This window comes from Alsobacter sp. SYSU BS001988 (assembly GCF_054796215.1).
Genome location: NZ_JBTAMK010000014.1, coordinates 12,452 through 32,839, shown reverse-complemented (window position 1 = coordinate 32,839; position 20,388 = coordinate 12,452). Strand labels below are relative to the sequence as shown.

25 protein-coding genes and 1 tRNA gene are annotated in these 20,388 nt (G+C 67.4%); 15 read left to right on the top strand and 11 right to left on the bottom strand.

The features are described 5' to 3' along the window. Positions 1–86: 86 nt before the first annotated feature. Both ruvX and ACYVO7_RS20205 read right to left on the bottom strand, forming a co-directional pair. On the bottom strand, positions 87–602 hold the full coding sequence (gene ruvX / locus ACYVO7_RS20210) for a Holliday junction resolvase RuvX (protein WP_406853823.1): 516 nt from the start codon (positions 600–602) through the stop codon (positions 87–89). Further along, entirely contained in the window at positions 599–1,015 is a 417-nt protein-coding gene (locus ACYVO7_RS20205; protein WP_460451611.1) for a hypothetical protein, read from the bottom strand. The genes ruvX and ACYVO7_RS20205 overlap by 4 nt, the downstream gene beginning before the upstream one ends. A gap of 112 nt (positions 1,016–1,127) precedes the next feature. Between ACYVO7_RS20205 and ACYVO7_RS20200 the strand changes: the two genes are divergently transcribed. Then, on the top strand, positions 1,128–1,826 hold the full coding sequence (locus ACYVO7_RS20200) for a metal-dependent hydrolase (protein ID WP_460451610.1): 699 nt from the start codon (positions 1,128–1,130) through the stop codon (positions 1,824–1,826). 210 nt (positions 1,827–2,036) lie between these two features. Here the strand turns inward: ACYVO7_RS20200 and ACYVO7_RS20195 are convergent, their stop codons facing one another. Then, positions 2,037–2,387 (bottom strand): endonuclease domain-containing protein, encoded by a 351-nt coding sequence (locus ACYVO7_RS20195; RefSeq protein ID WP_460451609.1) that lies wholly within the window; start codon positions 2,385–2,387, stop codon positions 2,037–2,039. Positions 2,388–2,579: 192 nt separating this feature from the next. Here ACYVO7_RS20195 and gatC point away from each other — a divergent pair, with 192 nt between their 5' ends. The 5 genes from gatC (at position 2,580) to gatB (ending at position 6,525) form a co-directional block, all read left to right on the top strand. Then, a complete protein-coding gene (gene gatC, locus ACYVO7_RS20190; RefSeq protein ID WP_188518678.1) occupies positions 2,580–2,867 on the top strand; it encodes an Asp-tRNA(Asn)/Glu-tRNA(Gln) amidotransferase subunit GatC in 288 nt (95 codons plus the stop codon). A 73-nt stretch (positions 2,868–2,940) separates the two neighbouring features. Beyond that, on the top strand, positions 2,941–4,419 hold the full coding sequence (gene gatA, locus ACYVO7_RS20185) for an Asp-tRNA(Asn)/Glu-tRNA(Gln) amidotransferase subunit GatA (protein ID WP_460451608.1): 1,479 nt from the start codon (positions 2,941–2,943) through the stop codon (positions 4,417–4,419). Between the two features lie 3 nt (positions 4,420–4,422). Then, positions 4,423–4,632 carry a hypothetical protein gene (locus ACYVO7_RS20180; protein ID WP_460451607.1) on the top strand — a complete coding sequence of 70 codons (210 nt, stop codon included), beginning with the start codon at positions 4,423–4,425 and terminating at the stop codon, positions 4,630–4,632. Between the two features lie 15 nt (positions 4,633–4,647). Beyond that, positions 4,648–4,956 carry a hypothetical protein gene (locus ACYVO7_RS20175; protein ID WP_460451606.1) on the top strand — a complete coding sequence of 103 codons (309 nt, stop codon included), beginning with the start codon at positions 4,648–4,650 and terminating at the stop codon, positions 4,954–4,956. A gap of 81 nt (positions 4,957–5,037) precedes the next feature. Beyond that, entirely contained in the window at positions 5,038–6,525 is a 1,488-nt protein-coding gene (gatB, locus tag ACYVO7_RS20170) for an Asp-tRNA(Asn)/Glu-tRNA(Gln) amidotransferase subunit GatB (protein ID WP_460451605.1), read from the top strand. Between the two features lie 160 nt (positions 6,526–6,685). On the opposite strand, the gene ACYVO7_RS20165 is transcribed toward gatB, so the two are convergent. Continuing rightward, a complete protein-coding gene (locus ACYVO7_RS20165) occupies positions 6,686–7,213 on the bottom strand; it encodes a DedA family protein (RefSeq protein WP_460451604.1) in 528 nt (175 codons plus the stop codon). A gap of 183 nt (positions 7,214–7,396) precedes the next feature. On the opposite strand from ACYVO7_RS20165, the gene ACYVO7_RS20160 reads away from it, so the two are divergent. Both ACYVO7_RS20160 and ACYVO7_RS20155 read left to right on the top strand, forming a co-directional pair. Beyond that, positions 7,397–8,038 (top strand): glutathione S-transferase family protein, encoded by a 642-nt coding sequence (locus ACYVO7_RS20160; protein ID WP_460451603.1) that lies wholly within the window; start codon positions 7,397–7,399, stop codon positions 8,036–8,038. After that, positions 8,035–8,532 (top strand): GNAT family N-acetyltransferase, encoded by a 498-nt coding sequence (locus ACYVO7_RS20155; RefSeq protein ID WP_460451602.1) that lies wholly within the window; start codon positions 8,035–8,037, stop codon positions 8,530–8,532. Before ACYVO7_RS20160 ends, ACYVO7_RS20155 begins: the two co-directional genes overlap by 4 nt. 61 nt (positions 8,533–8,593) lie before the next feature. Here the strand turns inward: ACYVO7_RS20155 and ACYVO7_RS20150 are convergent, their stop codons facing one another. Continuing rightward, positions 8,594–8,908 carry a hypothetical protein gene (locus ACYVO7_RS20150; protein WP_460451601.1) on the bottom strand — a complete coding sequence of 105 codons (315 nt, stop codon included), beginning with the start codon at positions 8,906–8,908 and terminating at the stop codon, positions 8,594–8,596. A 254-nt stretch (positions 8,909–9,162) separates the two neighbouring features. On the opposite strand from ACYVO7_RS20150, the gene ACYVO7_RS20145 reads away from it, so the two are divergent. Beyond that, entirely contained in the window at positions 9,163–9,873 is a 711-nt protein-coding gene (locus ACYVO7_RS20145) for a glutathione S-transferase N-terminal domain-containing protein (RefSeq protein ID WP_460451600.1), read from the top strand. 50 nt (positions 9,874–9,923) lie between these two features. Here ACYVO7_RS20145 and ACYVO7_RS20140 read toward each other — a convergent pair whose 3' ends face one another. After that, positions 9,924–10,367 carry a DUF2147 domain-containing protein gene (locus ACYVO7_RS20140; protein WP_460451599.1) on the bottom strand — a complete coding sequence of 148 codons (444 nt, stop codon included), beginning with the start codon at positions 10,365–10,367 and terminating at the stop codon, positions 9,924–9,926. Positions 10,368–10,843: 476 nt separating this feature from the next. Here ACYVO7_RS20140 and ACYVO7_RS20135 point away from each other — a divergent pair, with 476 nt between their 5' ends. From ACYVO7_RS20135 to ACYVO7_RS20115, 5 genes are all read left to right on the top strand, one after another. Next, the gene (locus ACYVO7_RS20135) at positions 10,844–11,113 is read left to right on the top strand and encodes an SEL1-like repeat protein (RefSeq protein WP_460451598.1); all 270 of its coding nucleotides are present in this window, start codon (positions 10,844–10,846) and stop codon (positions 11,111–11,113) included. Positions 11,114–11,188: 75 nt separating this feature from the next. Beyond that, positions 11,189–11,282 (top strand) — tRNA-Ser (locus ACYVO7_RS20130). Positions 11,283–11,853: 571 nt separating this feature from the next. After that, positions 11,854–13,029 carry a cell surface protein gene (locus tag ACYVO7_RS20125; RefSeq protein ID WP_460451597.1) on the top strand — a complete coding sequence of 392 codons (1,176 nt, stop codon included), beginning with the start codon at positions 11,854–11,856 and terminating at the stop codon, positions 13,027–13,029. Continuing rightward, complete coding sequence (locus ACYVO7_RS20120; protein ID WP_460451596.1) at positions 13,022–13,999, top strand: DUF6384 family protein; 978 nt, start codon at positions 13,022–13,024, stop codon at positions 13,997–13,999. The genes ACYVO7_RS20125 and ACYVO7_RS20120 overlap by 8 nt, the downstream gene beginning before the upstream one ends. A 4-nt stretch (positions 14,000–14,003) precedes the next feature. Then, on the top strand, positions 14,004–15,398 hold the full coding sequence (locus ACYVO7_RS20115; RefSeq protein WP_460451595.1) for a coiled-coil domain-containing protein: 1,395 nt from the start codon (positions 14,004–14,006) through the stop codon (positions 15,396–15,398). A gap of 417 nt (positions 15,399–15,815) precedes the next feature. Here ACYVO7_RS20115 and ACYVO7_RS20110 read toward each other — a convergent pair whose 3' ends face one another. The 5 genes from ACYVO7_RS20110 to ACYVO7_RS20090 form a co-directional block, all read right to left on the bottom strand. Beyond that, complete coding sequence (locus tag ACYVO7_RS20110; RefSeq protein ID WP_460451594.1) at positions 15,816–16,106, bottom strand: DUF1330 domain-containing protein; 291 nt, start codon at positions 16,104–16,106, stop codon at positions 15,816–15,818. Positions 16,107–16,212: 106 nt separating this feature from the next. After that, positions 16,213–16,755, bottom strand: coding sequence for a hypothetical protein (locus ACYVO7_RS20105; protein ID WP_460451593.1), 543 nt, complete (start codon positions 16,753–16,755; stop codon positions 16,213–16,215). A 32-nt stretch (positions 16,756–16,787) separates the two neighbouring features. Further along, positions 16,788–17,063, bottom strand: coding sequence for a hypothetical protein (locus tag ACYVO7_RS20100; RefSeq protein ID WP_460451592.1), 276 nt, complete (start codon positions 17,061–17,063; stop codon positions 16,788–16,790). Between the two features lie 79 nt (positions 17,064–17,142). After that, positions 17,143–18,333 (bottom strand): hypothetical protein, encoded by a 1,191-nt coding sequence (locus ACYVO7_RS20095; protein WP_460451591.1) that lies wholly within the window; start codon positions 18,331–18,333, stop codon positions 17,143–17,145. A gap of 172 nt (positions 18,334–18,505) precedes the next feature. Beyond that, complete coding sequence (locus ACYVO7_RS20090) at positions 18,506–18,949, bottom strand: GNAT family N-acetyltransferase (RefSeq protein ID WP_460451590.1); 444 nt, start codon at positions 18,947–18,949, stop codon at positions 18,506–18,508. A gap of 266 nt (positions 18,950–19,215) precedes the next feature. Here ACYVO7_RS20090 and ACYVO7_RS20085 point away from each other — a divergent pair, with 266 nt between their 5' ends. Beyond that, positions 19,216–20,247 carry a tyrosine-type recombinase/integrase gene (locus tag ACYVO7_RS20085; protein WP_460451589.1) on the top strand — a complete coding sequence of 344 codons (1,032 nt, stop codon included), beginning with the start codon at positions 19,216–19,218 and terminating at the stop codon, positions 20,245–20,247. Positions 20,248–20,388: the final 141 nt, after the last annotated feature.

Here is a 20,388-nt window from a genome sequence, read left to right as displayed (position 1 = left end):
GGCGCTCTCGGGGGGCGCACGCCGAATAGAGCATCGGGCGGTCCTGCGAAAGCGAAGATGCGGGCGAACCTGCGGGGGAGGGCGCGTCAGCGCTCCGGAATCCAGCCGGGCTGCTCGTCGGCCGCCGCCTGCCGCTGCATCGCGGCGAGCCGGTCGAGCAGGCCTTGCAGGATGTAGGCGGCGGCGAGCTTGTCGACGACCTCGTCGCGGCGGGCGCGGGAGGCGTCGGCGGCGATCAGGGTGCGGGTGACGGCGGCGGTCGACAGGCGCTCGTCCCAGTAGAGGATCGGCAGGGGCGTCAGCCGGGCGAGGTTGCGGGCGAAGGCGCGGGTGCTCTGCACCCGGGGGCCCTCGGTGCCGTCCATGTTGAGCGGCATGCCCATCACCAGCGCGGCGACGCCATGCTTGCCCGCATGGGCCAGGAGGGCGGCTGCGTCCGCCTGGAACTTCGTCCGGCGGATCGTCTCCAGGGGCGTCGCGATGCGGCGCTCGACGTCCGACAGCGCCAGACCGATGGTCTTCGTGCCGAGGTCGAGCCCGAGAAGCCGCGCGTGGCGGGGAAGCGAGAGCAGGGTGGTGATGTCGGCGCCGGGTTCGGTCATCCGCTGCTCTTGGGGCCGGAGCGGCGTTTGAGCAAGGCCGAGTACCCCTGCGGGTCCGCCCGCTCCAGCCTGTCCAGCGCCAGCTCGGCCTCGGCCCTTGGTTCGCCGCCGACCGCCTTCTTGACGGTTTCGATCCGCTTCGCGATCCCGGCCAGCCGGTCCCGGGAGCGGCTGGCCTCGGGCGAAAGGCTCGCCTGCTCGGCCAGCGCCAGCACCACCTCGGTGATGAGCCCGAGCTGCCGGCCATAGCTCGCCACGTCGGACACGACCCGCGTCTCCACGGGCGCGCTGCCCGCGAAGGTGATCGTGGTGGGGAACCAGACCGGGCGGATGTCTTGCGTGACCGGGACGGACACGCCGCCGCCGAAGCGGCCCAGCATGTCGAAGGGATCGAAGATGTTCGTGACGGCCATGGCGAACTCCTGCAGGGACGGGGAGCGATGGGCGGTGGAAGCGGCGATTGCCTGCGGCGGCTCGGCCGCTACATTCTGAGCCGACCCTTGGGGACGCGTCGAGGAGAAGACCATGAAAATCACCTGGTTCGGCCATTCCGCCTTCCGCCTCGATTTCGCCGGCAAGGCCGTGCTCATCGATCCGTTCTTCACCGGCAATCCCGCATTCACGACCGACCGCGCGGCGGCCGTGGACGGGGTGACGCATATCCTGGTCACCCACGGCCATGGCGACCATGTCGGCGACACGGTCGCGATCGCGAAGGAGACCGGGGCCAAGGTGGTCACCAACTACGACCTGTGCATGTATCTGGCTTCACAGGGCGTGCAGAATTTCGACCCCATGAACACGGGCGGCACGATCGACGCCGGCGGCTTCCAGGTCTCGCTGGTGCGCGCCGACCACTCGGCCGGGCTCGTGGAGGCGGGCGTCGGCTTCCCGCTGGGCAGCCCCAACGGGATCGTGGTGCGGGCGGCGGGCGAGCCCACCGTCTACCACATGGGCGACACGGACATCTTCGGCGACATGGCGCTGATCAACGAGATCTACGCGCCCAAGGTGGGCCTCGTGCCCATCGGCGACCGCTTCACCATGGGGGCCGCCTCCGCCGCGCTGGCGTGCAAGCGCTTCTTCCAGTTCGAGACCGTGATCCCGTGCCACTACGGCTCGTTCGGGATCATCGATCCCAACGCGGAGAAGTTCGTGGCGGCCATGGCGGGGAGCGCCACGAAGGTGCTCGTGCCGGAGAAGGGCGCGGCGGTGGAGGTGTGAGGGACCCTTCTCCCCGGGACGGGGAGAAGGTGGCCGAGCGCAGCGAGGTCGGATGAGGGAGCGGCTGGGCCGACCCTCACCCCAGCCCTCTCCCCGTTCCGGGGGAGAGGGAGCCGGCTGCGGCCGCGTCGCCGGGCGGACCCTTCTCCCCAGCATGGGGAGAAGGTGGCCGAGCGCAGCGAGGTCGGACGAGGGGACGGTGTCTGGCTGTCAGCTTCGCCCGGTCAGCCGCGCGAAGATCGTTTCGAGCACGACGTCCATCGTCAGCAACGCTTCGTGGTTCCAGAAGCGCAGGACGCGGTAGCCTAGCCGGGCAAGCTGCTCATCCCGGATCTTGTCGCAGCGGCTTTCGGCATGCTGCGAGCCGTCCAACTCGACGACCAGCTTCGCTTCCCGGCAGCAGAAATCAGCCACGAAGGGGCCGATCGGTTCCTGGCGAACGAACCTGAAGCCCGCCATGCGCCGGTCGCGAACGGCGTACCAGAGCTTTCGCTCCGCTTCCGTCATCTCGCGCCTCAGCCGGCGAGCGCGGCCGATCTGCGTTGTCGAGTGTCCCCGCATGCCGCGATGGTTCGCCGGTGCGACGGGTTGTGGCAACGAACTCAGGGCTGAGATCGGTTGCGTTTGCTCATCCCCTCACCCCAGCCCTCTCCCCGTTGCGGGGAGAGGGGGCCAGTTGCGGCTGGGGAGCGCGCGGGATAGAACGCGCTGCGGCCGGGCGCGGGCTCGGCCGAAGCCATTCAAGAGGTCCGAATGTCCGTCGACCAGGCGACAGTCCGGCGCATCGCGCATCTTGCGCGGGTGGCCGTCACCGAGGAGGAGGTGCCGCACCTCCAGGGCGAGCTGAACGCCATCCTGGCCTTCGTGGAGCAACTCGACGAGGTCGACGTGTCGGGCGTCGAGCCGATGACCTCCGTAACCCCCATGGTGATGAAGAAGCGCCAGGACGCGGTGACGGATGGCGGCATCGCCGACATCATCGTCGGCAACGCGCCCATGACCGAGGACCACTACTTCATGGTCCCCAAGGTGGTCGAATAACCGCGCCATCCTTTCCGCCGCCCTGCGGCGACCCGCTGCGCCAAGGCGCGGGCGGGAGAACCAGAGTTCAGCCATGACCGACCTCACCGACCTCACCCTGGCCGAAGCGCGCGACGCGCTGAAGGCGAAGCAGTTCTCCTCGGCCGAGATCACCGGCGCCTTCCTGAAGGCCATGGAGGCCGCGCGCGGCCTCAACGCCTATGTGCTGGAGACGCCCGAGCAGGCGCTCGCCATGGCGAAGGCCTCGGACGAGAAGCTCGCGAAAGGGCAGGGCGGCGCGCTGGAAGGCCTGCCGCTCGGCATCAAGGACCTCTACGCCACCAAGGGCGTGCGCACCACGGCGGGCTCCAACATCCTGGGCAACTTCACGCCGGCCTACGAGTCGACCGTGACCTCGCAGCTGTGGCGCGACGGCGCGGTGATGCTGGGCAAGCTCAACAACGACGAGTTCGCGATGGGCTCGTCCAACGAGACCTCGGCCTTCGGGCCGGTGAAGTCGCCGTGGCGGCGCGAGGGCTCCAACGCCGCGCTGGTGCCGGGCGGCTCCTCGGGCGGCTCGTCCTCGGCCGTGGCGGCGCGGCTCTGCCTGGGCGCGACCGCGACCGACACGGGCGGTTCCATTCGCCAGCCGGCCGCCTTCACCGGCACGGTCGGGATCAAGCCCACCTATGGCCGCTGCTCGCGCTGGGGCATCGTGGCTTTCGCGTCGTCGCTGGACCAGGCCGGGCCGATCGCCCGCACGGTGCGCGACAACGCCATCCTGCTGCGCTCCATGGCGGGGCGCGATCCCAAGGACACGACCTCCGTCGACATCGCGGTGCCGGACTACGAGGCGGCGGTGGGCCGCTCGATCAAGGGCATGAAGATCGGCATTCCCAAGGAATACCGCGTCGACGGCATGCCGGCCGAGATCGAGGCGCTCTGGGGCAAGGGGGCGGAGTGGCTGAAGGCGGCGGGCGCCGAGCTCGTCGACGTGTCGCTGCCGCACACGAAATACGCCCTGCCGGCCTACTACATCGTCGCGCCCGCGGAGGCCTCGTCCAACCTCGCCCGCTATGACGGCGTGCGCTACGGCCTGCGCGTGCCCGGCAAGGACATCCAGGAGATGTACGAGAAGACCCGCGCGGCGGGCTTCGGCAAGGAAGTGCGCCGGCGCATCATGATCGGCGCCTATGTGCTCTCGGCGGGCTACTACGACGCCTACTACGTCAAGGCGCAGAAAATCCGCACGCTGATCAAGCGCGACTTCGAGGAGGTCTACGGCCAGGGCGTGCACGCCATCCTGACGCCCGCGACGCCGTCGGCCGCCTTCGGCATCGGCGAGAAGGGCGGGGCGGACCCGGTGGAGATGTACCTCAACGACGTCTTCACCGTGACGGTGAACATGGCGGGCCTGCCCGGCATCGCGGTGCCGGCCGGGCTGTCCTCCGAGGGCTTGCCGCTCGGGCTGCAGCTGATCGGCCGGCCCTTCGACGAGGAGACGCTGTTCTCCGTCGCCGAGGTGATCGAGCAGGCGGCGGGGCGGACGAGGCTTCCCGACGCGTGGTGGTGAGCCATGTTCAGCACGGTCGTCGCCTCCGCGTGCCTGACCGTGCTGCGATGGCTGCTCTGGTTCACGGCGGGGCTGCTGGTCGTGCTGCTCGTGGTCCAGGCGGTGCGGGGCGACGCTGACGCGCGGCCGGTCGCGACCGTCGCCATGGCGGCGGGTTTCGTGCTGCTGGGCTGGATCTTCGGCGTCGCCGGCCGGCGGCTGACCGCGCGCTGACGTCAGGACAAAGCCATGCCCCCGCATTTCTGGCAGGACCTCGATCCCTATCGCTGGGTGATCCTTCTCGCCTTCGTCGACCCGGTGGTGATCGCGGTGGGGCTGTGGGTCGGCTGGAAGGCCGATCAGGCCGCCAAGCTGCTGCTCGCCGGCTTCGCGGCCGTGATCGCGGCCGTGGCGGTGAGCTTCCTCTTGCGCTTCGTCGGGATCAGCTGGTTCGAGGGCGGCTATTACTTCGGCGGCGCGCACGCCCTGGCGCGGTTCTTCGCCGGGGTGGGGTGGGCCGTCGTGGGGTATGGGGCAAGGCGGGCGAGTGGGCGCTGAGCTCGGGCGCCTCTTGACCCCGCGCGTCGCAGACCTGAAAAGCGGGGCGCAAGCCCGTCCGATCGTTACGAGAGATCTCCGATGAACGCCATCGTCGACAGCCGCACGCTCGATCCCAAGAAGCTCATCAAGGGCGCCACCGGCGACTGGGAGATCGTGGTGGGCATGGAGATCCACGCGCAGGTGACGTCGAAGTCGAAGCTGTTCTCGGGCGCCTCGACTGAGTTCGGCGGCGAGCCGAACGACCATGTGTCGCTGGTGGACGCCGCCATGCCGGGCATGCTGCCGGTGATCAACGAGGAGTGCGTCCGGCAGGCCATCCGCACCGGGCTGGGCCTCAAGGCGCAGGTGAACCTGCGCTCCACCTTCGACCGCAAGAACTACTTCTACCCGGACCTGCCGCAGGGCTACCAGATCAGCCAGTACAAGAGCCCCATCGTGGGCGAGGGCGAGGTGGTGGTGGACCTGCCGGAAAGCGGCGGGCAGATCACGGTCGGCATCGAGCGCCTGCACCTGGAGCAGGACGCCGGCAAGTCGCTGCACGACCAGCATCCCACCATGAGCTTCGTGGACCTGAACCGCTCCGGCGTGGCGCTGATGGAGATCGTGTCGAAGCCCGACATCCGCTCCTCCGAGGAGGCGCGCGCCTATGTCACCAAGCTGCGGACCATCCTGCGCTATCTCGGCACCTGCGACGGCGACATGGAGAAGGGGAGCCTGCGCGCCGACGTGAACGTCTCGGTGCGCCGGCCCGGCGAGCCCTTCGGCACGCGCTGCGAGATCAAGAACGTGAACTCGATCCGCTTCATCGGCCAGGCGATCGAGACCGAGGCGCGGCGGCAGATCGGCATCCTGGAGGATGGCGGCGTGATCGACCAGGAGACGCGGCTGTTCGATCCCGGCCGCGGCGAGACGCGGTCGATGCGCTCCAAGGAGGAGGCGCACGACTACCGCTATTTCCCGGACCCGGACCTGCTGCCGCTGGAATTCGACCAGGCCTATGTGGACGCGCTGGCGCAGCACCTGCCGGAGCTGCCGGACGCCAAGAAGGCGCGCTTCATCGCCGACTATGGCCTCTCGCCCTATGACGCCGGCGTGCTGGTGGCCGAGCAGGAGCAGGCCGCCTATTTCGAGGCCGTCGCCAAGGGCCGCGACGGCAAGGCGGCGGCGAACTGGGTGATCAACGAGCTGTTCGGCCGGCTCAACAAGGAAGGCAAGGACGTCACCACCTCGCCGGTGTCGCCGGCGCAGCTCGGCGGCATCATCGACCTGATCGGCGAGGGCGTGATCTCGGGCAAGATCGCCAAGGACCTGTTCGAGATCGTCTGGACCGAGGGCGGCGACCCGCGCGAGCTGGTCGAGAGCCGCGGCATGAAGCAGGTCACCGACACGGGCGCGATCGAGGCGGCCGTGGACGCCGTGATCGCCGCCAACCCGGACAAGGTGGAGCAGGCCAAGGCCAAGCCCACCATGATCGGCTGGTTCGTCGGGCAGGTGATGAAGCAGTCGGGCGGCAAGGCCAACCCGCAGGCGGTGAACGACATCCTGAAGGCGAAGCTGGGGATTTGAGTCTCGCCGTCATCCCCGGCCGGAGCCGCGCAGCGGCGGAGGGGAAGAGGGATCCAGGAGTGAGCGCCTTGCCCCTGGATCCCCTTCCCGGCGGTTCGCGCCGCCGGGGATGACGGACACGTGCTGATCGCCAGAGCGGGCTGGCGGCGTCCCTCAGCGCTTAGAGCCAGCCCTTCAGCGCTTCCACTCCGAACGCTCCCGCCCCAAGCGTCCACGTGGCCCAGGCGAAGGCCGAGAGCCAGTTGGCGAGCTGGAAGGACCATTGCGGCATCTTGCATGCGCCGGCCACCAGCGGCACGGCGGCGCGCAGGGGGCCGAGGAAGCGGCCGAAGAACACGCCGGCCCAGCCCCACTTCTCGAAGGCCGCATGGCCGCGCGGCAGCAGGTCCGGATGCCTGTTGAGCGGCCACATGCGCGAGATGGGATCGGCGTAGTGGTAGCCGAGCCAGTAAGAGAGCCAGTCGCCCAAGGCCGCGCCGAGGGCGGCGGCGAGCCAGAGCGGCAGGAATGCGGCGCCGCTCGCCCCCACCATCACGCCGATGCCCCACAGGATCACGGTGGCGGGGATCAGCAGCGACACGAAGGCCAGCGACTCGCCGAAGGCCAGCGCGAAGACGATCGGGATGGCCCAGCCCTCATGCGTCTTGATGAAGGACAGGATGGGCTCGACGAAGTCAGGAACGTTCAAACGGGCGTCTCCCGGAGCATGGATCAACGAAGGGGAGGCGTCCCGTCGAACCGCATGCAGGCTGCGATCTCGGCGCAGAGGTGGTGAGCGTGGGCCTGAAGTCAACCGCGCAGCCGTCTTGCGGCGCGCCTGCGAAGCTGTAGGCTCCGCGCCTTGGCTTCATCCCCTCGCATGAGGACGTCCATGACCGCGCGTTTCACCCTTCACGGCATCTATCTCTCGGGGCCCACCTACAAGGTTGGGCTGGCGCTCGCGCTCGCGGGCGAGCCGTTCGACTATGACCACGTCAATTTGCGCGCCGGCGAGCACAAGTCGCCGGAGTTCCTGGCCAAGAACCGCTTCGGCCAGGTGCCCTGCCTGACGGACACGTCCAACGGCCGCAACCTGTGCCAGTCGGCCTCCATCCTCGAATATGTCGCCGACAAGACCGGCAAGTTCGGCGGCGCCACGCTGGAGGAGCGCATCGCCGCGCGCGAATGGATGTTCTGGGTCTGGGACAAGCTCGCCGCCCCCGTGTACCGCACCCGCGGCGCCAAGGCGGGGTTCCGCACGCTGGACGAGGCCACGCTGCAGATGTACGCCGCCGAGGCGACGGCGGCGCTGGGATTCCTCGACAAGGCGCTCGCCGGCCGCGACTGGCTGGTGGGGGAGGCGCCGACCATCGCCGACATCGACGTCTATGGGGTGGTCCACTATGTCGGCGAGGCCGGCTTCGACCTGGCCCCGTTCCCGAACCTGACCGCCTGGGTGGCGCGCTTCCGGGCGCTTCCGGGCTTCGGCGACCCCGCCGACATCCTGCCGCCCGAGACCCGGGCCGCCGCGTGAGCGCAGCGGCCGGCGCCGTGATCCGGGAGGCGCGCCCCGCCGATCTCCCGGCCATCGTGGGCCTGCACGCGGCGGACCGCGGCTTCGGCCAGGGCGACGCGTGGAGCCCCGAGTCGGAAGCCGACTACCGCCGCGCCTTCCAGAACCTGGCCGACCATCCGGACCACGTCCTCTACGTCGCCGAGGACGCCGGCGAGGTGGTCGGCTCGCTGCTGCTGAGCTTCATGCCGGGGCTGACCGGCCGGGGCGCGCTGCACGCCGTGCTGCGCTCCGTGCAGGTGCGGGGAGACCAGCGGTCGCGCGGCGTCGGGGCCCGCATGGTGGCCGCCGCGGAGGCCGAGGCGGCGCGCCGCGGCGCGCGCGTCTGCGAGCTCATGTCGAACGCCGGGCGCGCCGACGCGCACCGCTTCTACGAGCGGCTCGGCTACGCCAAGAGCCATGCGGGCTTCAAGAAGCGCCTGCCCGCGGCGGCTGCGCCGGTCCCGGGCTCCTGAGTCGAGAAGGCCCCCGAAACGGGTTCGGGGGCCCCAGACGGCGAATTGGCCGCCTCTCAGGTCACTTCTTCTTCAGGCACTCGCTGGAGAACTGCCGCCAGGTCTTGCCCTCGGTCTTGCCGGCCTTCTTCATGGTCTGCCATTCGGCGCCGCATTCCTTCATGCGGTTGCGCGAGGCCATCTGGGCCTCGGACGGCTTCTTGGCCTCGCTGGCGGGCGCGGCGGCCGCAGGCGCCGCCGGGGCGGCCGGCGCGGCCGCGGGGGCCGCAGCCGCGGGCGCAGGCTTCTTCAGCGGGTTGGTGGAGGTTGTCTGCGCCGAAACGGGCAGCGCGGAGGCGATGAACAGGGCCGTCAATGCGATCAAGCGAGTCTTCATGGGACTTCAATCCTCCATGCGCCTGGGCGATCCGCTCCCGGCCCGGCGTTCTTCGAGCCGGCCGGCGCAGCCGGTTCGCCGGCTGCGTGGCGCAACCGCAATCGGATCACAAAAAACATCAATTACAAGTTGGAACTTGGAAATGGCGCGTCCGCGCCGCGGCGGGCGCGCATTCGTGATCCCGCGCCGGCCTTCCGGCGGCGGCCGGTTCGTCCTACCTTCCGCGCATCGTCACTCCCGAGGAGCGCACGCGCATGGCCGCAGCCGCCGGAAAACCCATCGACCTCTATTACTGGCCGACCCCCAATGGCTGGAAGATCAGCATCATGCTGGAGGAGACAGGGCTGCCCTACACGGTGCACGCCGTGAACATCGGCAAGGGGGACCAGTTCAAGCCCGAGTTCCTGGCGATCTCTCCAAATAACCGCATGCCGGCGATCGTCGACCCCGACGGACCGGACGGCCAGCCGATCTCGGTCTTCGAGTCGGGCGCCATCCTGCAATATCTCGGCCGCAAGACGGGCCAGTTCTATCCCGCCGACGAGCGCCGGCGCGTCGCCGTCGAGGAGTGGCTGTTCTGGCAGGTCGGCGGCCTCGGGCCCATGGCCGGGCAGGCGCATCACTTCCGCATCTACGCCCCGGAGAAGACGCCCTACGCCATCGCCCGCTACACAAACGAGGTGAACCGCCTCTACGGCGTGATGAACACGCGCCTCGCCGACCACGACTATCTGGCCGGGGACTACTCCATCGCCGACATGGCCTGCATCGGCTGGGTGCGGGGCTGGGAAAGGCAGGGGCAGGTGATGGACGACTTCCCGCACCTGAAGCGCTGGTTCGAAGCCGTGATGGCGCGTCCCGCCGTCCAGCGGGGCGTCGCCGTGATGGCCGAGGCGCGGGCCCAGACCGACCTGTCGAAGGACAAGGAGGCCCAGGCCGTGCTGTTCGGCCAACGGGCCCGCTGATCGGGCCGCCGGTCCGGGCGGAGCGCGGCCGCTCCGCCCGCGGCGGCGCGTCACTCGACCCTGGAGAGCGTCTCGGCCTTGCAGATCATCCCGCCGAGGACGCAGCCCTCGAGCTTCAGCTCGCGCGGGCCGAGGACGGTGAGATAGCCCGAATAGGTCTTGCCCTCGTCGGCCTTGTAGACCTCGCCCTTCCACTGGTCGGCCTTGCCGGTGGGCTTCATGCCCAGGATGACGGGCAGGCCGAGCGCCGGGCGGCCGCGCTTGGCGGGGTCGGGATTCTGGTCGTCGACGCGGGGCTTGCCGTCGGGGCCGTTCGGGTCCTTCAGCCAGGCGACCGCGCCGCACAGCGCGCCGCCGCAATTCACGATCCTGATCCGGGCCGTGCCCGTGCCGCGCAGCCACAGCCCCGTGGGGTCGGCCGCTTCGGCCGCCAGGGGCGCTCCCCCGAGCGCCAGGGCCACGCCGATCCATCCCGCCTTGCGCCATCCAGCCATCGTCCGCGTCCTCCCGCCGGCGCTCCGGCGGCGCCGTTGGGGGCAGTCTAGAGCATGCTGTGTTTCGACGGAAACACCGCATGCTCTAGCGTCCTGGCGGTCGCATGCTCTGGCGCGAAAGCCGGTTTCCGCCTTTTCGCAGCATGCTCCAGCGAAGCGGAGCGCGGCGACATGGGCCGCGGCGGCCGCCGGCTTCGCCATCCAGAGTCAATGAAGCGTGAAACGACGCGGGACGCGCCGATGCGTCCGGATGCGCCGGACCGAGGCGTTTCCTCGGATTCGGCGCATGCCCATCGTCAACGCCGAGTGAATTTAACTACTTCGAATGGAATCGGGAAGGAACGATTCACGCTCCTTATTAGGACGCTTTTGAAGAAAAAGCGATCAACTGTGATTGTTCAAGGCGACATTGAGCATCCGTCGATGGCGCCCCAAGTATTCAGCCCCCGTAAGGGGTCCGACAGGGAAACAGGACCATGGCTCGTTTCGAAATGTCCACGGCCGACATGGCCTCGATCGCCTCGCCCGAGATGGACGGCGTCGCCTTCCTCGAACTCGGGATGATGTACGCCGCCGGCCGCTCGGTGGAGGTGGACCGCGTGGCCGCGCACAAGTGGCTCAACATCGCTGCCGTCCGCGGCTGCCGCGACGCCCTGGCGCTGCGCGCCGAGGTGGCCGCCGAAATGACCTCCGCCGAGATCGCCGACGCCCAGCGGGCCGCCCGCATGTGGCTGCAGCTGCACTGACCCGGCGGCCCTCCGGCGCAAGCCGCGTTTGCGCCGTTGACCCCACCGCGATGATCGCCTAGAGCTTCCCGCGCTGGAGACGTGGCCGAGAGGCTGAAGGCGGCGGTTTGCTAAACCGTTATAGGGTTGTAAAGCCCTATCGAGGGTTCGAATCCCTCCGTCTCCGCCATTGTTGCGCTGAGATCTGAGGTGCAGCCTCAAATTTTCCGCTAGGGCGCGGAGCTTCCCCATCTTTTTCCCCACCTTCGGACGGGTTCTGCGACCTCCTCGGCCCGGCCCATGCGGTTTGGTCTACCGCTCATGTGCCACTGAGGCGTTCCTGCGTCAGTGGCCAGAGCTATTGCTAAGGCTGGGCGGTGCGCGTGAGCATCACGTCCGGCATCCAGGTGGGTCCGGGTTGGTATCACTCAGCCGCGTTAGCCCCTGGACAGGTCGCGGCTAACTAGCGCGGAGCCTCAACGTACCACAGACCGACGCCAATGAAGCGCTTCCTGCTCACGCGGTCGGCGGAAGTCGGCCAAATCGTCAGGCTTTTGGGACGGCTTAGGAAATGCTGGGCAGCACTCAGGGAAAGGCATACCCCTCGTTCGGCCAGTGCCCTTGAGGGCCCGTCGGATAAGGCCCTGCCTTGCAACCGGGGAACCGCTTCCGAAATTCCACATTGAGGCCCCGGTCCTCTAGTCGTCTATGGGCCCACGCCCCGGCGTGCGCTCAGTCGCCGAGCTTAGAAGGAAAAGCCCATGTCCGAGCTCGTCACAACCCCCATGCAGTATCTTGATCGGGCCACGCAATCGCTGCGGGCCATCGGCATCGTGCCCCCACAGGCGGTGGAGGCCCCCATCGCCGGGCTGCTCGAGAAGATATCCGATCTCGATCCGGACCGGATCGTCATGATCGCCCGGACCCTCGGACAGGCTGGGGTTTTCAACGAGGTCGTCCGCGAGCAGACCCAGGCTATGGAGATCGGCGAGCGCTACCGACAGATCGCCGAAGCCTTCAACTCCATCCGCGATGACGCCAAGACCATGGTCGATCAGATCGCTGACGCGAAGATCGACGTGATGGAGCGTGTCACGAATGTCTGGATGAAGCTCTCACGCGGCGATGTCGCCGATCGCTTTGACGAAATCAAGCGGACCTACGTCGAGGTGACGCGCTCGACAAAGGATCAGATCGTCCGCGAGCAGACTATCCTTGACGCCTACCGCGACTTTCGCGGGGCGCTGAAGCACGCCGAGGTGATGGCCCTGGAGGTGCTGAAGACCGCGCAGGCGAAGCTGGACGCGGCCAGAACTGACCTGCAGGCCACCTCAGCGCGGGTGGTCGATTTTAAGGGTGAGGAGATCGCCGACCGGGCCCGCCTCGAACTCGCCCGGGACGAACAGCTTCGCCGGACGCAGGATGAGGAGAAGCGCTACCAGATCGCGAAGGACCTCTCTGACAACCTGACGATCAGCTACAACACTTCCGAGGTCATCATGGCCCGGCTGATGCAAATGACGAATGCTAAGGAACGCGTCTATGCGCAAGCGGTCACGTTTTTCTCAACCAACGACTCGGTGCTGACGGCCCTGAAGGCGTCTTTCACTGGCATGTTCGGCTTACACGAGGCGACCCAGAGCCTCGACGCCATGAAGGAGGGCGTGTCCCGCAGCCTCGAGGTGCTCGCCGAGATCGGCGATCAGGTGGGCGAGGCCGCCATCAAGGCCGGCTATGGTCCCACAATCCGGGCAGACGCCGTCAAAAAGCTGGTCGACTCTGTGGTTTCGTTCCAGGAGCACTCGTTGGAGATAGTCGGCGACATGCGCCGGCTGGCAACCCAGAACTCGGCCGAAATCCGCGATGCGGTCGAGGAGGGCAAGCGCCGCATCGCCCGGCTCGTGGCACAAGGAGAGGCGCTCCCTGCCCATGGCTGAAGCGACCGCCATAGCAGGCGCGTCTGTCAAGGCTGGGCCGAGCCTTGACGAGATGATGCTCGCCATGGACGTGGTGGACACGATCCGCCATCAAGACGCTCTTGTCAGCCGCGAACTGGGGCAGGAGGATCGTGACGCCGAACTGCTGGAGCGCCTGCGCCAGCTCTATCGCGGCCAGGGAATCGTAGTTCCGGACCGGGTTCTCTTGGAAGGCGTGAAGGCCCTCAAGGACCAACGCTTTGTCTACGCGCCGCCGCCGCCCGGCTTGGCGCGGAGTGTCGCAACGGTGTGGGTCAACCGGAGGCGGCATGGTCGCAAGCTCGTCGCGGTCGCCGCATTCGCGGCACTCGGCTGGGGCGCTCATCGCCTCGGCGTAGTCGAGCCCGCTCGGGAGCGGGCCGCCCAAGAACAGGCACAGGCCGAACGAAACCGGATTGATCTCGCTCAGAGGCTCCCGGTCGCCTTGGATCAAGGGCATGAGGACGTATTAAGGGAAGCAAGGACCCCGGCGGCGCGAGAGCGGGCTGACCAACTCCTGGCCGACGGGAAAGCCGCCATCGCGCAAGGCGACGCCAAAACCGCCCGAGAGATCCTGAACGACATGGAGGTTCTGCGCGCTGACCTTCGCCGTGAATATGTGTTGCGGATCGTCTCCCGCCCGGGCGAGCCCAGTGGCGTTTGGCGCGTCCCGCAACGGAACCCGACGGGTCGGAATTACTACCTGATCGTCGAGCCCGTCGCCCCCGATGGCCGCGTCCTGAGCCTGCCGGTGACCAGCGAGGAGGACGGCCGGACCGTTACAGCCAAAAAGTGGGGCGTGCGCGTGAGCCCCGCCACGGCCGCCCAGGTGCAGCGGGACAAGGACGACGACGGCATAGTGCAAAACAACCGCGTGGGCGAGAAACGGCGCGGGCAGCTCGACGTCAACTACCAGATGCCGGTCCTCGGCGGCGCGATCACCCAGTGGTAGAACCATGATCACGGGACGGCAGGCGCTCGCGCAGATTGAGCAGACCATCGGGAGCGCGCGCAAGCAGGAGGCGCAATTCGAGCGCGATTTCGCGGCCGCGACGCAGGAGGTCGGACGCCTTCGCATTCAACGCACCGAAGCCTTCCGCGAACTCGCCCGAATGAAGCTGGACACAATCACCCAGCACAAGGTGGTCAGCACTTTGGACGCCGCGGAACGACAAGCGCTCGCCTTGCTGAACGAGCGTCAGGAGGCGCTACGGCATCTGACGGAACGCAGGCGCGAAGCCGAGGAAGGCGTGCAAGTCGCGGGGGTGGCGCGCCAGGCCGCTGTGGACGCGCTCGAGGAGGCCCTGGCCCGGGTCGATGACCTGCGCAAACGGGTCGAGGCTCAGGCCAGCGTCGACCCGTCCTGGACCGCAGCCCGGGCCAGGGTCGACGAGCTGACCGGGCATGCGCGGCAGGCTCTTAAAAAGGCCTCTGACGCGGCCGCAGACAGGGACGAGAAGCGCCGGCCATATGAAGCCGACCCGCTTTTCATGTACCTTTGGAACCGCAGATTCGGTACCGCGACCTACACCGCCCGGGGATTTGTGCGCGCCATGGACCGACTCGTTGCGCGCGTTGTGGGCTTCGACAAGGCCGGTGCCAACTACACCCTGCTCAACCAGATTCCCGAGCGGCTTGGCGAGCACGCCAAGCGAATGGCTGAGGAGTTGAAGGCGGCGCAGGACGCGTTGACGGCGCTGGAGCGCACGGCGCTGGTGAACGCCGGCATGGAGGCAGTCGAGGCAGCCGCTACCAAGGCCCGGGAGGATGTCGGCCAAGCCGAAGCTCGGCTGGCCGATGCGCGGGACAACCTTTCGACGCTCGACCGCACCTATGACGCGTCAATCCTGGAGGGAGACGCTCCCTACCACGACGCCGTCGAGGTGCTAGCGGCAGCAGACCAGAAAGAAAAGCTCGATCAACTCTATGAGGAGGCGCTACGGACGCCGTCGCCAAGAGACGAGGAAGTCGTCCGGCGCATCCAGGCCACCGACGCAACCATGAACCAAGCGCTCCGGCGCGCGGTCGAAGCGCACCGGCGGATGAAGGAGACGGCGGTGCGCCGCGTCGCAATTGAGCGACAATGGCGGGAGCTTCGGCAGCAGGGATACGACACCCCCTATGGGACGGTCCGCAACGAAGCCGCCCTCGGGAACGTGCTCGGCAGTGTGCTGACGGGTGCGATTGGGGGCGCGATCCTGGGGCAGGTTCTGCGAGGCGGCTTTCACCAAGGGCCAAGTCCGTGGGATTCCGGCTTTGGCGGAGGTATCTCCATCCCACCCCCGGACGGTTTCGCGACGGGGGGGGCATTCGGCAGCGGGGACGGGTTCAGGACGGGCGGGTCATTCTGAAAGGGTACTATCGATCCGCGTTGGCGATCCGCGGCTTACAACTGCGGGCGGACCGCACTTCCTGCTACGGACGCCAATTTCTAGCCGTTTGCGGCAGACCGAAAGCCATACAGGCCAGGATGGTCGAATGCCGCTGGCATGGCGTCGAGTGGATGAGTAGCGTCAGCATCTATCAGGGATTGGCTCGGCCGGAACGTCGAGGAAGGCGTCTCTCATCTCGGTCGCGATAGCGTCTAGGATGACTTGCTGGTCGGAGTGCGGCATGGCGACGGTCTCACGATGACCGCCAACAGTGCAGCTGCAGCCCGGAGTCGGGAACCGTCATCTTCGCAGTTCACAAGCTTTATCGGAGCAGCCCGGAATGAGCGCCACGGTTCGCCGTACGCCGCTTGCAGGAAACGGGATGCTGTATGCCGTTCAAACGCCTTCAACGATGCGGATGTCCCGCTCGGCGGCGTCGCCCAATGCCGCCAGGGCTTCCTGATAGCCGGGGCTGTCGTGAGCTGCCTTGGCCTGCTCGACACTGTCGAACTCGATCACGACCGTGCGCTGCATCAGCCCGTCCTCAAAGACATGAGCCGGCGTTCCGCGCACCAAAATGCGACCGCCTGCAGCGACGATGGCCGGGCCACTGAGCTTGGCATAGGCCGCCAACGCTTCGGGATCGCTGACTGAACGATAAGCGGCGACCCAATAGGCTTTTGCCATCCCGGCTCTCCTTCGCTGGCGTGGAGCCCCTCATTGCTCCTCACGCGCCCCATGGCGGGGCGCTTTGAAGCGTAGCAGATGTAGCAGGTGTAGCAGCAGCCGCTGGTCAGACGTGTCCAAGAGCGCGCCGGATGGCGATTTCCCACTCCCGATAAGTCTGAAGCGAGTAGTCGCTGGCTGGGCGTTCAAAAAAGGCGACGCTCGATCCGTAATTGGCCGGCACCTCCCAAATCGCATGCCGCCACGTGTTGGTGTTGCCTCTGCCCCACTTCGAGACGACAAGGCCGCTTCTCCAAATTCCTGCGTGCACAGGGGCACCGTCGCCGTCGAGGTAGATGACGAGAGCCCCGTCAGGGACGCCATCGCGATCGTTGATTTCACGGAGCGACGCGATGAACTCGGACATGAATTCCTTTCCGACGAACAGCACGTGGTCCGTACACTTCTTCAGGTCATCCGGGTCCAGCCCCAGTGCGAACTCAAAGCAGTTCAGTCGCGGGTCCTGTGCCGCGGCCGGAATCTCAAGTTGGATTGAGTGGGGGGCGCGCTGATTGAGCTGAGCGATGGCGCCGACATGCTCCTCCGGCGGAGACCCGCTTTCGGTCAACTCGAACAACTGCTCACGAAGGGCGGCTTCCAAACTCTCCATATCGGGGCTCCGCTGCATTCGGTCCTGCATTATCAGCGGCGCCACGCCGTCGGCCGGTAGACGGTGCACTGGCCGACCCGCTCCTTTTCGAATGCCCCTTTCAGTGGGGCAGGGCGCTCGCTCTCAATGATGGCGCTGAAGTCGAGGACCAGCGCCGTCTCGTTCGGCAGCAGGGGTGGGATCTTCCCCCATGGGTGCCAGACGTCCTTCGGCGGCCACGCCCACGGATCCGCACCCCACGTCTCCGCGTAGAAGCTCGGTCCGGGCGCAAGCGTCTCCAAGTCGTTCTGGCTCTGTCCCTTGCTCATGCTTCACGCTCCTGTTCCTTTCCGGACGCGCGCCTAGCGCGGCGCTGAATGCAGAGGTTCAGATCATTGATGTTGCATATCAAGATGCTGATCTGACTGGCGTTTTCGCCAAACCCGCAAAATCGAGGGCAGTGGCCTCGCATCGGTGCAGGAAGTTGGCCGCCCAGGCTGATGTCCGGGACGTGTGGGGGCGGTGAACCAGACGAGCGATTCCGACTAGCTCGACATTGGCGATGTAGGACGGAACGGGGCAGAACATCGGACGTCTTCCGCCCAGCTCGTTCTTGGCCCATTCGATCTGCGCCTCGGTCAGTCGCGACAGCGCGGCGGTGTGGGCCGCGGTCGCCACGGCCTGCTCCACGGTCTCGCCGGTGCCGGGCAGGGCATAGGCGTGGAGGACTTGCGAGCCCGCTCCGAGCCCGTTGACGACATGGCCCACCATCTCAAGGAATCCGGCGGAGCCAAGCGAGCCCCAGACCTTCCAGAACTCCGCGCTCGCTTCATCATTCGAGAGCCCCTTGCGCCGGAAGGGAGCAGCTAGGGGTTCCCAATCAGCCGCAGACCCGTCGGCGGCGAACGCCCAGATCGTGTGAAGGCCGAACTTGCAGACACTCACGCGCTTATATCTGTCCCGGACGACGCTCCAGTTCAGGCCGCCGTCCTCGGCGAGGTTCTGCAGCTGGTAGCACTGCAGGAGCATCCGGATCGCTCGCACATCCTGCATGTCGCGCAGGCGCTGAAGGGGAGGGGCGCCCGCCCCGAAGCCATCCACCAGCGAGTTTGGCAGCCAGATCCAGTCGGGCTCCTTCAGCTTGAACTTGCTCTTCCCGGGCTTGGCGTCGGCGACCAGGTCCAGCGCTCCCTTCTGTGCGAGCGTGTAGGCGATCTGGTAGTCAGGGTCTGACGAGAGCGCGATAGGCGCGCGCTTGCTCCTGACGCGCTTCAGGACGGCCATCTGCCTGTCGGTCGCCTTGGCGCGGCGGGCGCCGACTTCGCCCCAGCTCGGCAGGACTCTGGCGGTCCCCTTCGTTGGCGCAGAGATCAGCGACGCGCGCTCGAGCACCTTCATGGCGAGTTCGGCGCGACCGCGCGTTAGGCCCAGCTTGCGGACTAGGGCGGCTCCGCCGGCGATGGTGTTCGATTGGTTCTTGGACGTGAAGCGCGCCAGGGTCAGATAGGCCAGCGCTGTTGCGACCCCATCGCCCTGGTTGGTGGCATCCATGACGCAGCGCGCATCGACTGCGAAGAAATTCCCGTGTCCGTCCGACATGCAGTCTTCAGTAGGGGAGGGGTAGGCTGCTACGCTGGCTACATTGCTACGGTTCAGGCGGGCTGGCCGTGTTCGCCGGCCTGAAGGTTGCTGCTACACTCGCTACGGCTGCTACAGCATGCCGTGTACCGCTCGCCGTTTACGGCATGATGCAAACAGCGAAAGTCCGGGGCTATGGGTGGGATCCGCTGGTGAACTTCACCATCAACAGTTCGTCCGCGTACCCGTCAGCGTCCTTCAGCGCTCGAGGCTCCAGGCCGTAGCGCAAGAACCCTAGGCGCTCATAAAGACCAATGGCCTGAGCATTATGCGCGACAACGGTCAACCTGACCTGCTCGACCAATGTCGGCGCGGCTTCAAGGGCGGCGGCCACGAGTGCTGCGCCGATCCCTTTCGCTCGCTTCTCGGCCACGACATACAAGCCCCAGATGTAGCCTTTGTGGGATTCCTTCGGGCCAATCTCCCGCTTGAGGCCCACGACTCCTACAATCCTGTGACCTGCATAGGCGCCATACACGAGCGATGTCGCGAGCCGGCGCGTGTGCTCCTCGAGAGACCTTGCAGCTTCCTCGCCGTGGATCGCCCCGAATGCGTCCGGAGAGTCTTTCAACGCCATGAGCCGGATTTCCACGTAATCGCGGACATCCGTGGCCGAGAGCCGTCGAATAGTAACCTCCTCCATCTCAGGCCCTTTCAATTTCTGGTTATGGCGCACCCCGGATGCGGGGAGGCGGATCGCTGCGCAGGCACACGCCGGCCCGCAGTATGCCCACGGTGACGAACATGGCGCTCCAAGCCCCCAAAATACCGTTTGCCGTATTCCAACGTACATGCGATTCTTGGTTCCGATAAGAAGCGATTACCGGAAGCGAGCCGCCGCCCATGAGCGACCACCTGCCCGCCATCGTTGACGACGTCCGGGCCTCGCTTCCCGCGCCCATCATGGCGTTCTCCGATCGCGCCCGGGACTACGCCAGCCACGCCAAGGCCGAGAACACCAATCGGGCGTATCGGACCGACTGGGCCGACTTCTCGGCCTGGTGCGCAGGGAAGGGGGCTTCGGCGCTCCCGGCCGCCTCGGCGACGGTGCTGGCCTATCTGATCGACCGGGCCGACACCGTGAAGGTCTCGACCCTGCAACGCCGCCTGTCCGCCATCCGCGAGTTTCATCGCTACGCCGGCCACCAGCTCGACACTGGCCACGTCGGCTTCCGCGACACATGGCGGGGCATCTGCCGGACCAAGGGGCTGCCGCCGGCGAAGAAGGCTCCCGTTATGACGACGGACCTGCGCAAGGTCGTGGCCGCGCTTCCGGCCGACACCCTGGCCGGGATCCGTGACCGAGCGCTGCTGCTGGTCGGGTTCGCCGCCGCGCTGCGCCGCTCCGAACTAGTGTCGCTGCTCGTCTCTCCGGTGGAAGGCCGGTCCCATGTCGAGGAGACCGCTGATGGGCTGCTGGTCCACCTGGTGCGCTCCAAGACCGACCAGGGAGGGGAGGGGAGCACGATCGGCGTCCCCTACGGGAGCAATCCGGCGACGTGCCCGGTCCGGGCGCTGAAGCGCTGGCTCGAGGTGTCCGGCATCCGCGAGGGCGCCGCGTTCCGGAGCATCAGCCAGCATGGCCGGATCGGAGCCGGCGCGATCACGGACAAGTCGGTCGCCCTCATCGTCAAGCGCGCGATCGTCGCCACCTCGCTGGCTGACGGGGCCACGCTGGAAGAGGCCAACGCCCGCGCCGCACGCTTCGCCGGTCACTCCCTGCGCTCCGGGCTGGCGACGTCGGCCGCGGCGAACGATGCGCCGGGCCACGCGATCCAGAAGCAGCTCCGCCACAAGAAGTTCGACACGACGTCGGGCTACATCCAGGCGGGACAGATCTTCAAGCAGAACGCCGCCGGGATGGCTGGGCTCTAGGCCCGGCTTCGGGCGCTCACGCCTGTTCAGGATCCGAGCCTCGCGCGCGCGTACTGCTCCGAAAACCCTTTTGGGACTCCGACAACCCCTGAGGGAGAGGGCCGCGTTCCGGGGCTCTAGCGCTTGGTGCGCCGACGCTCT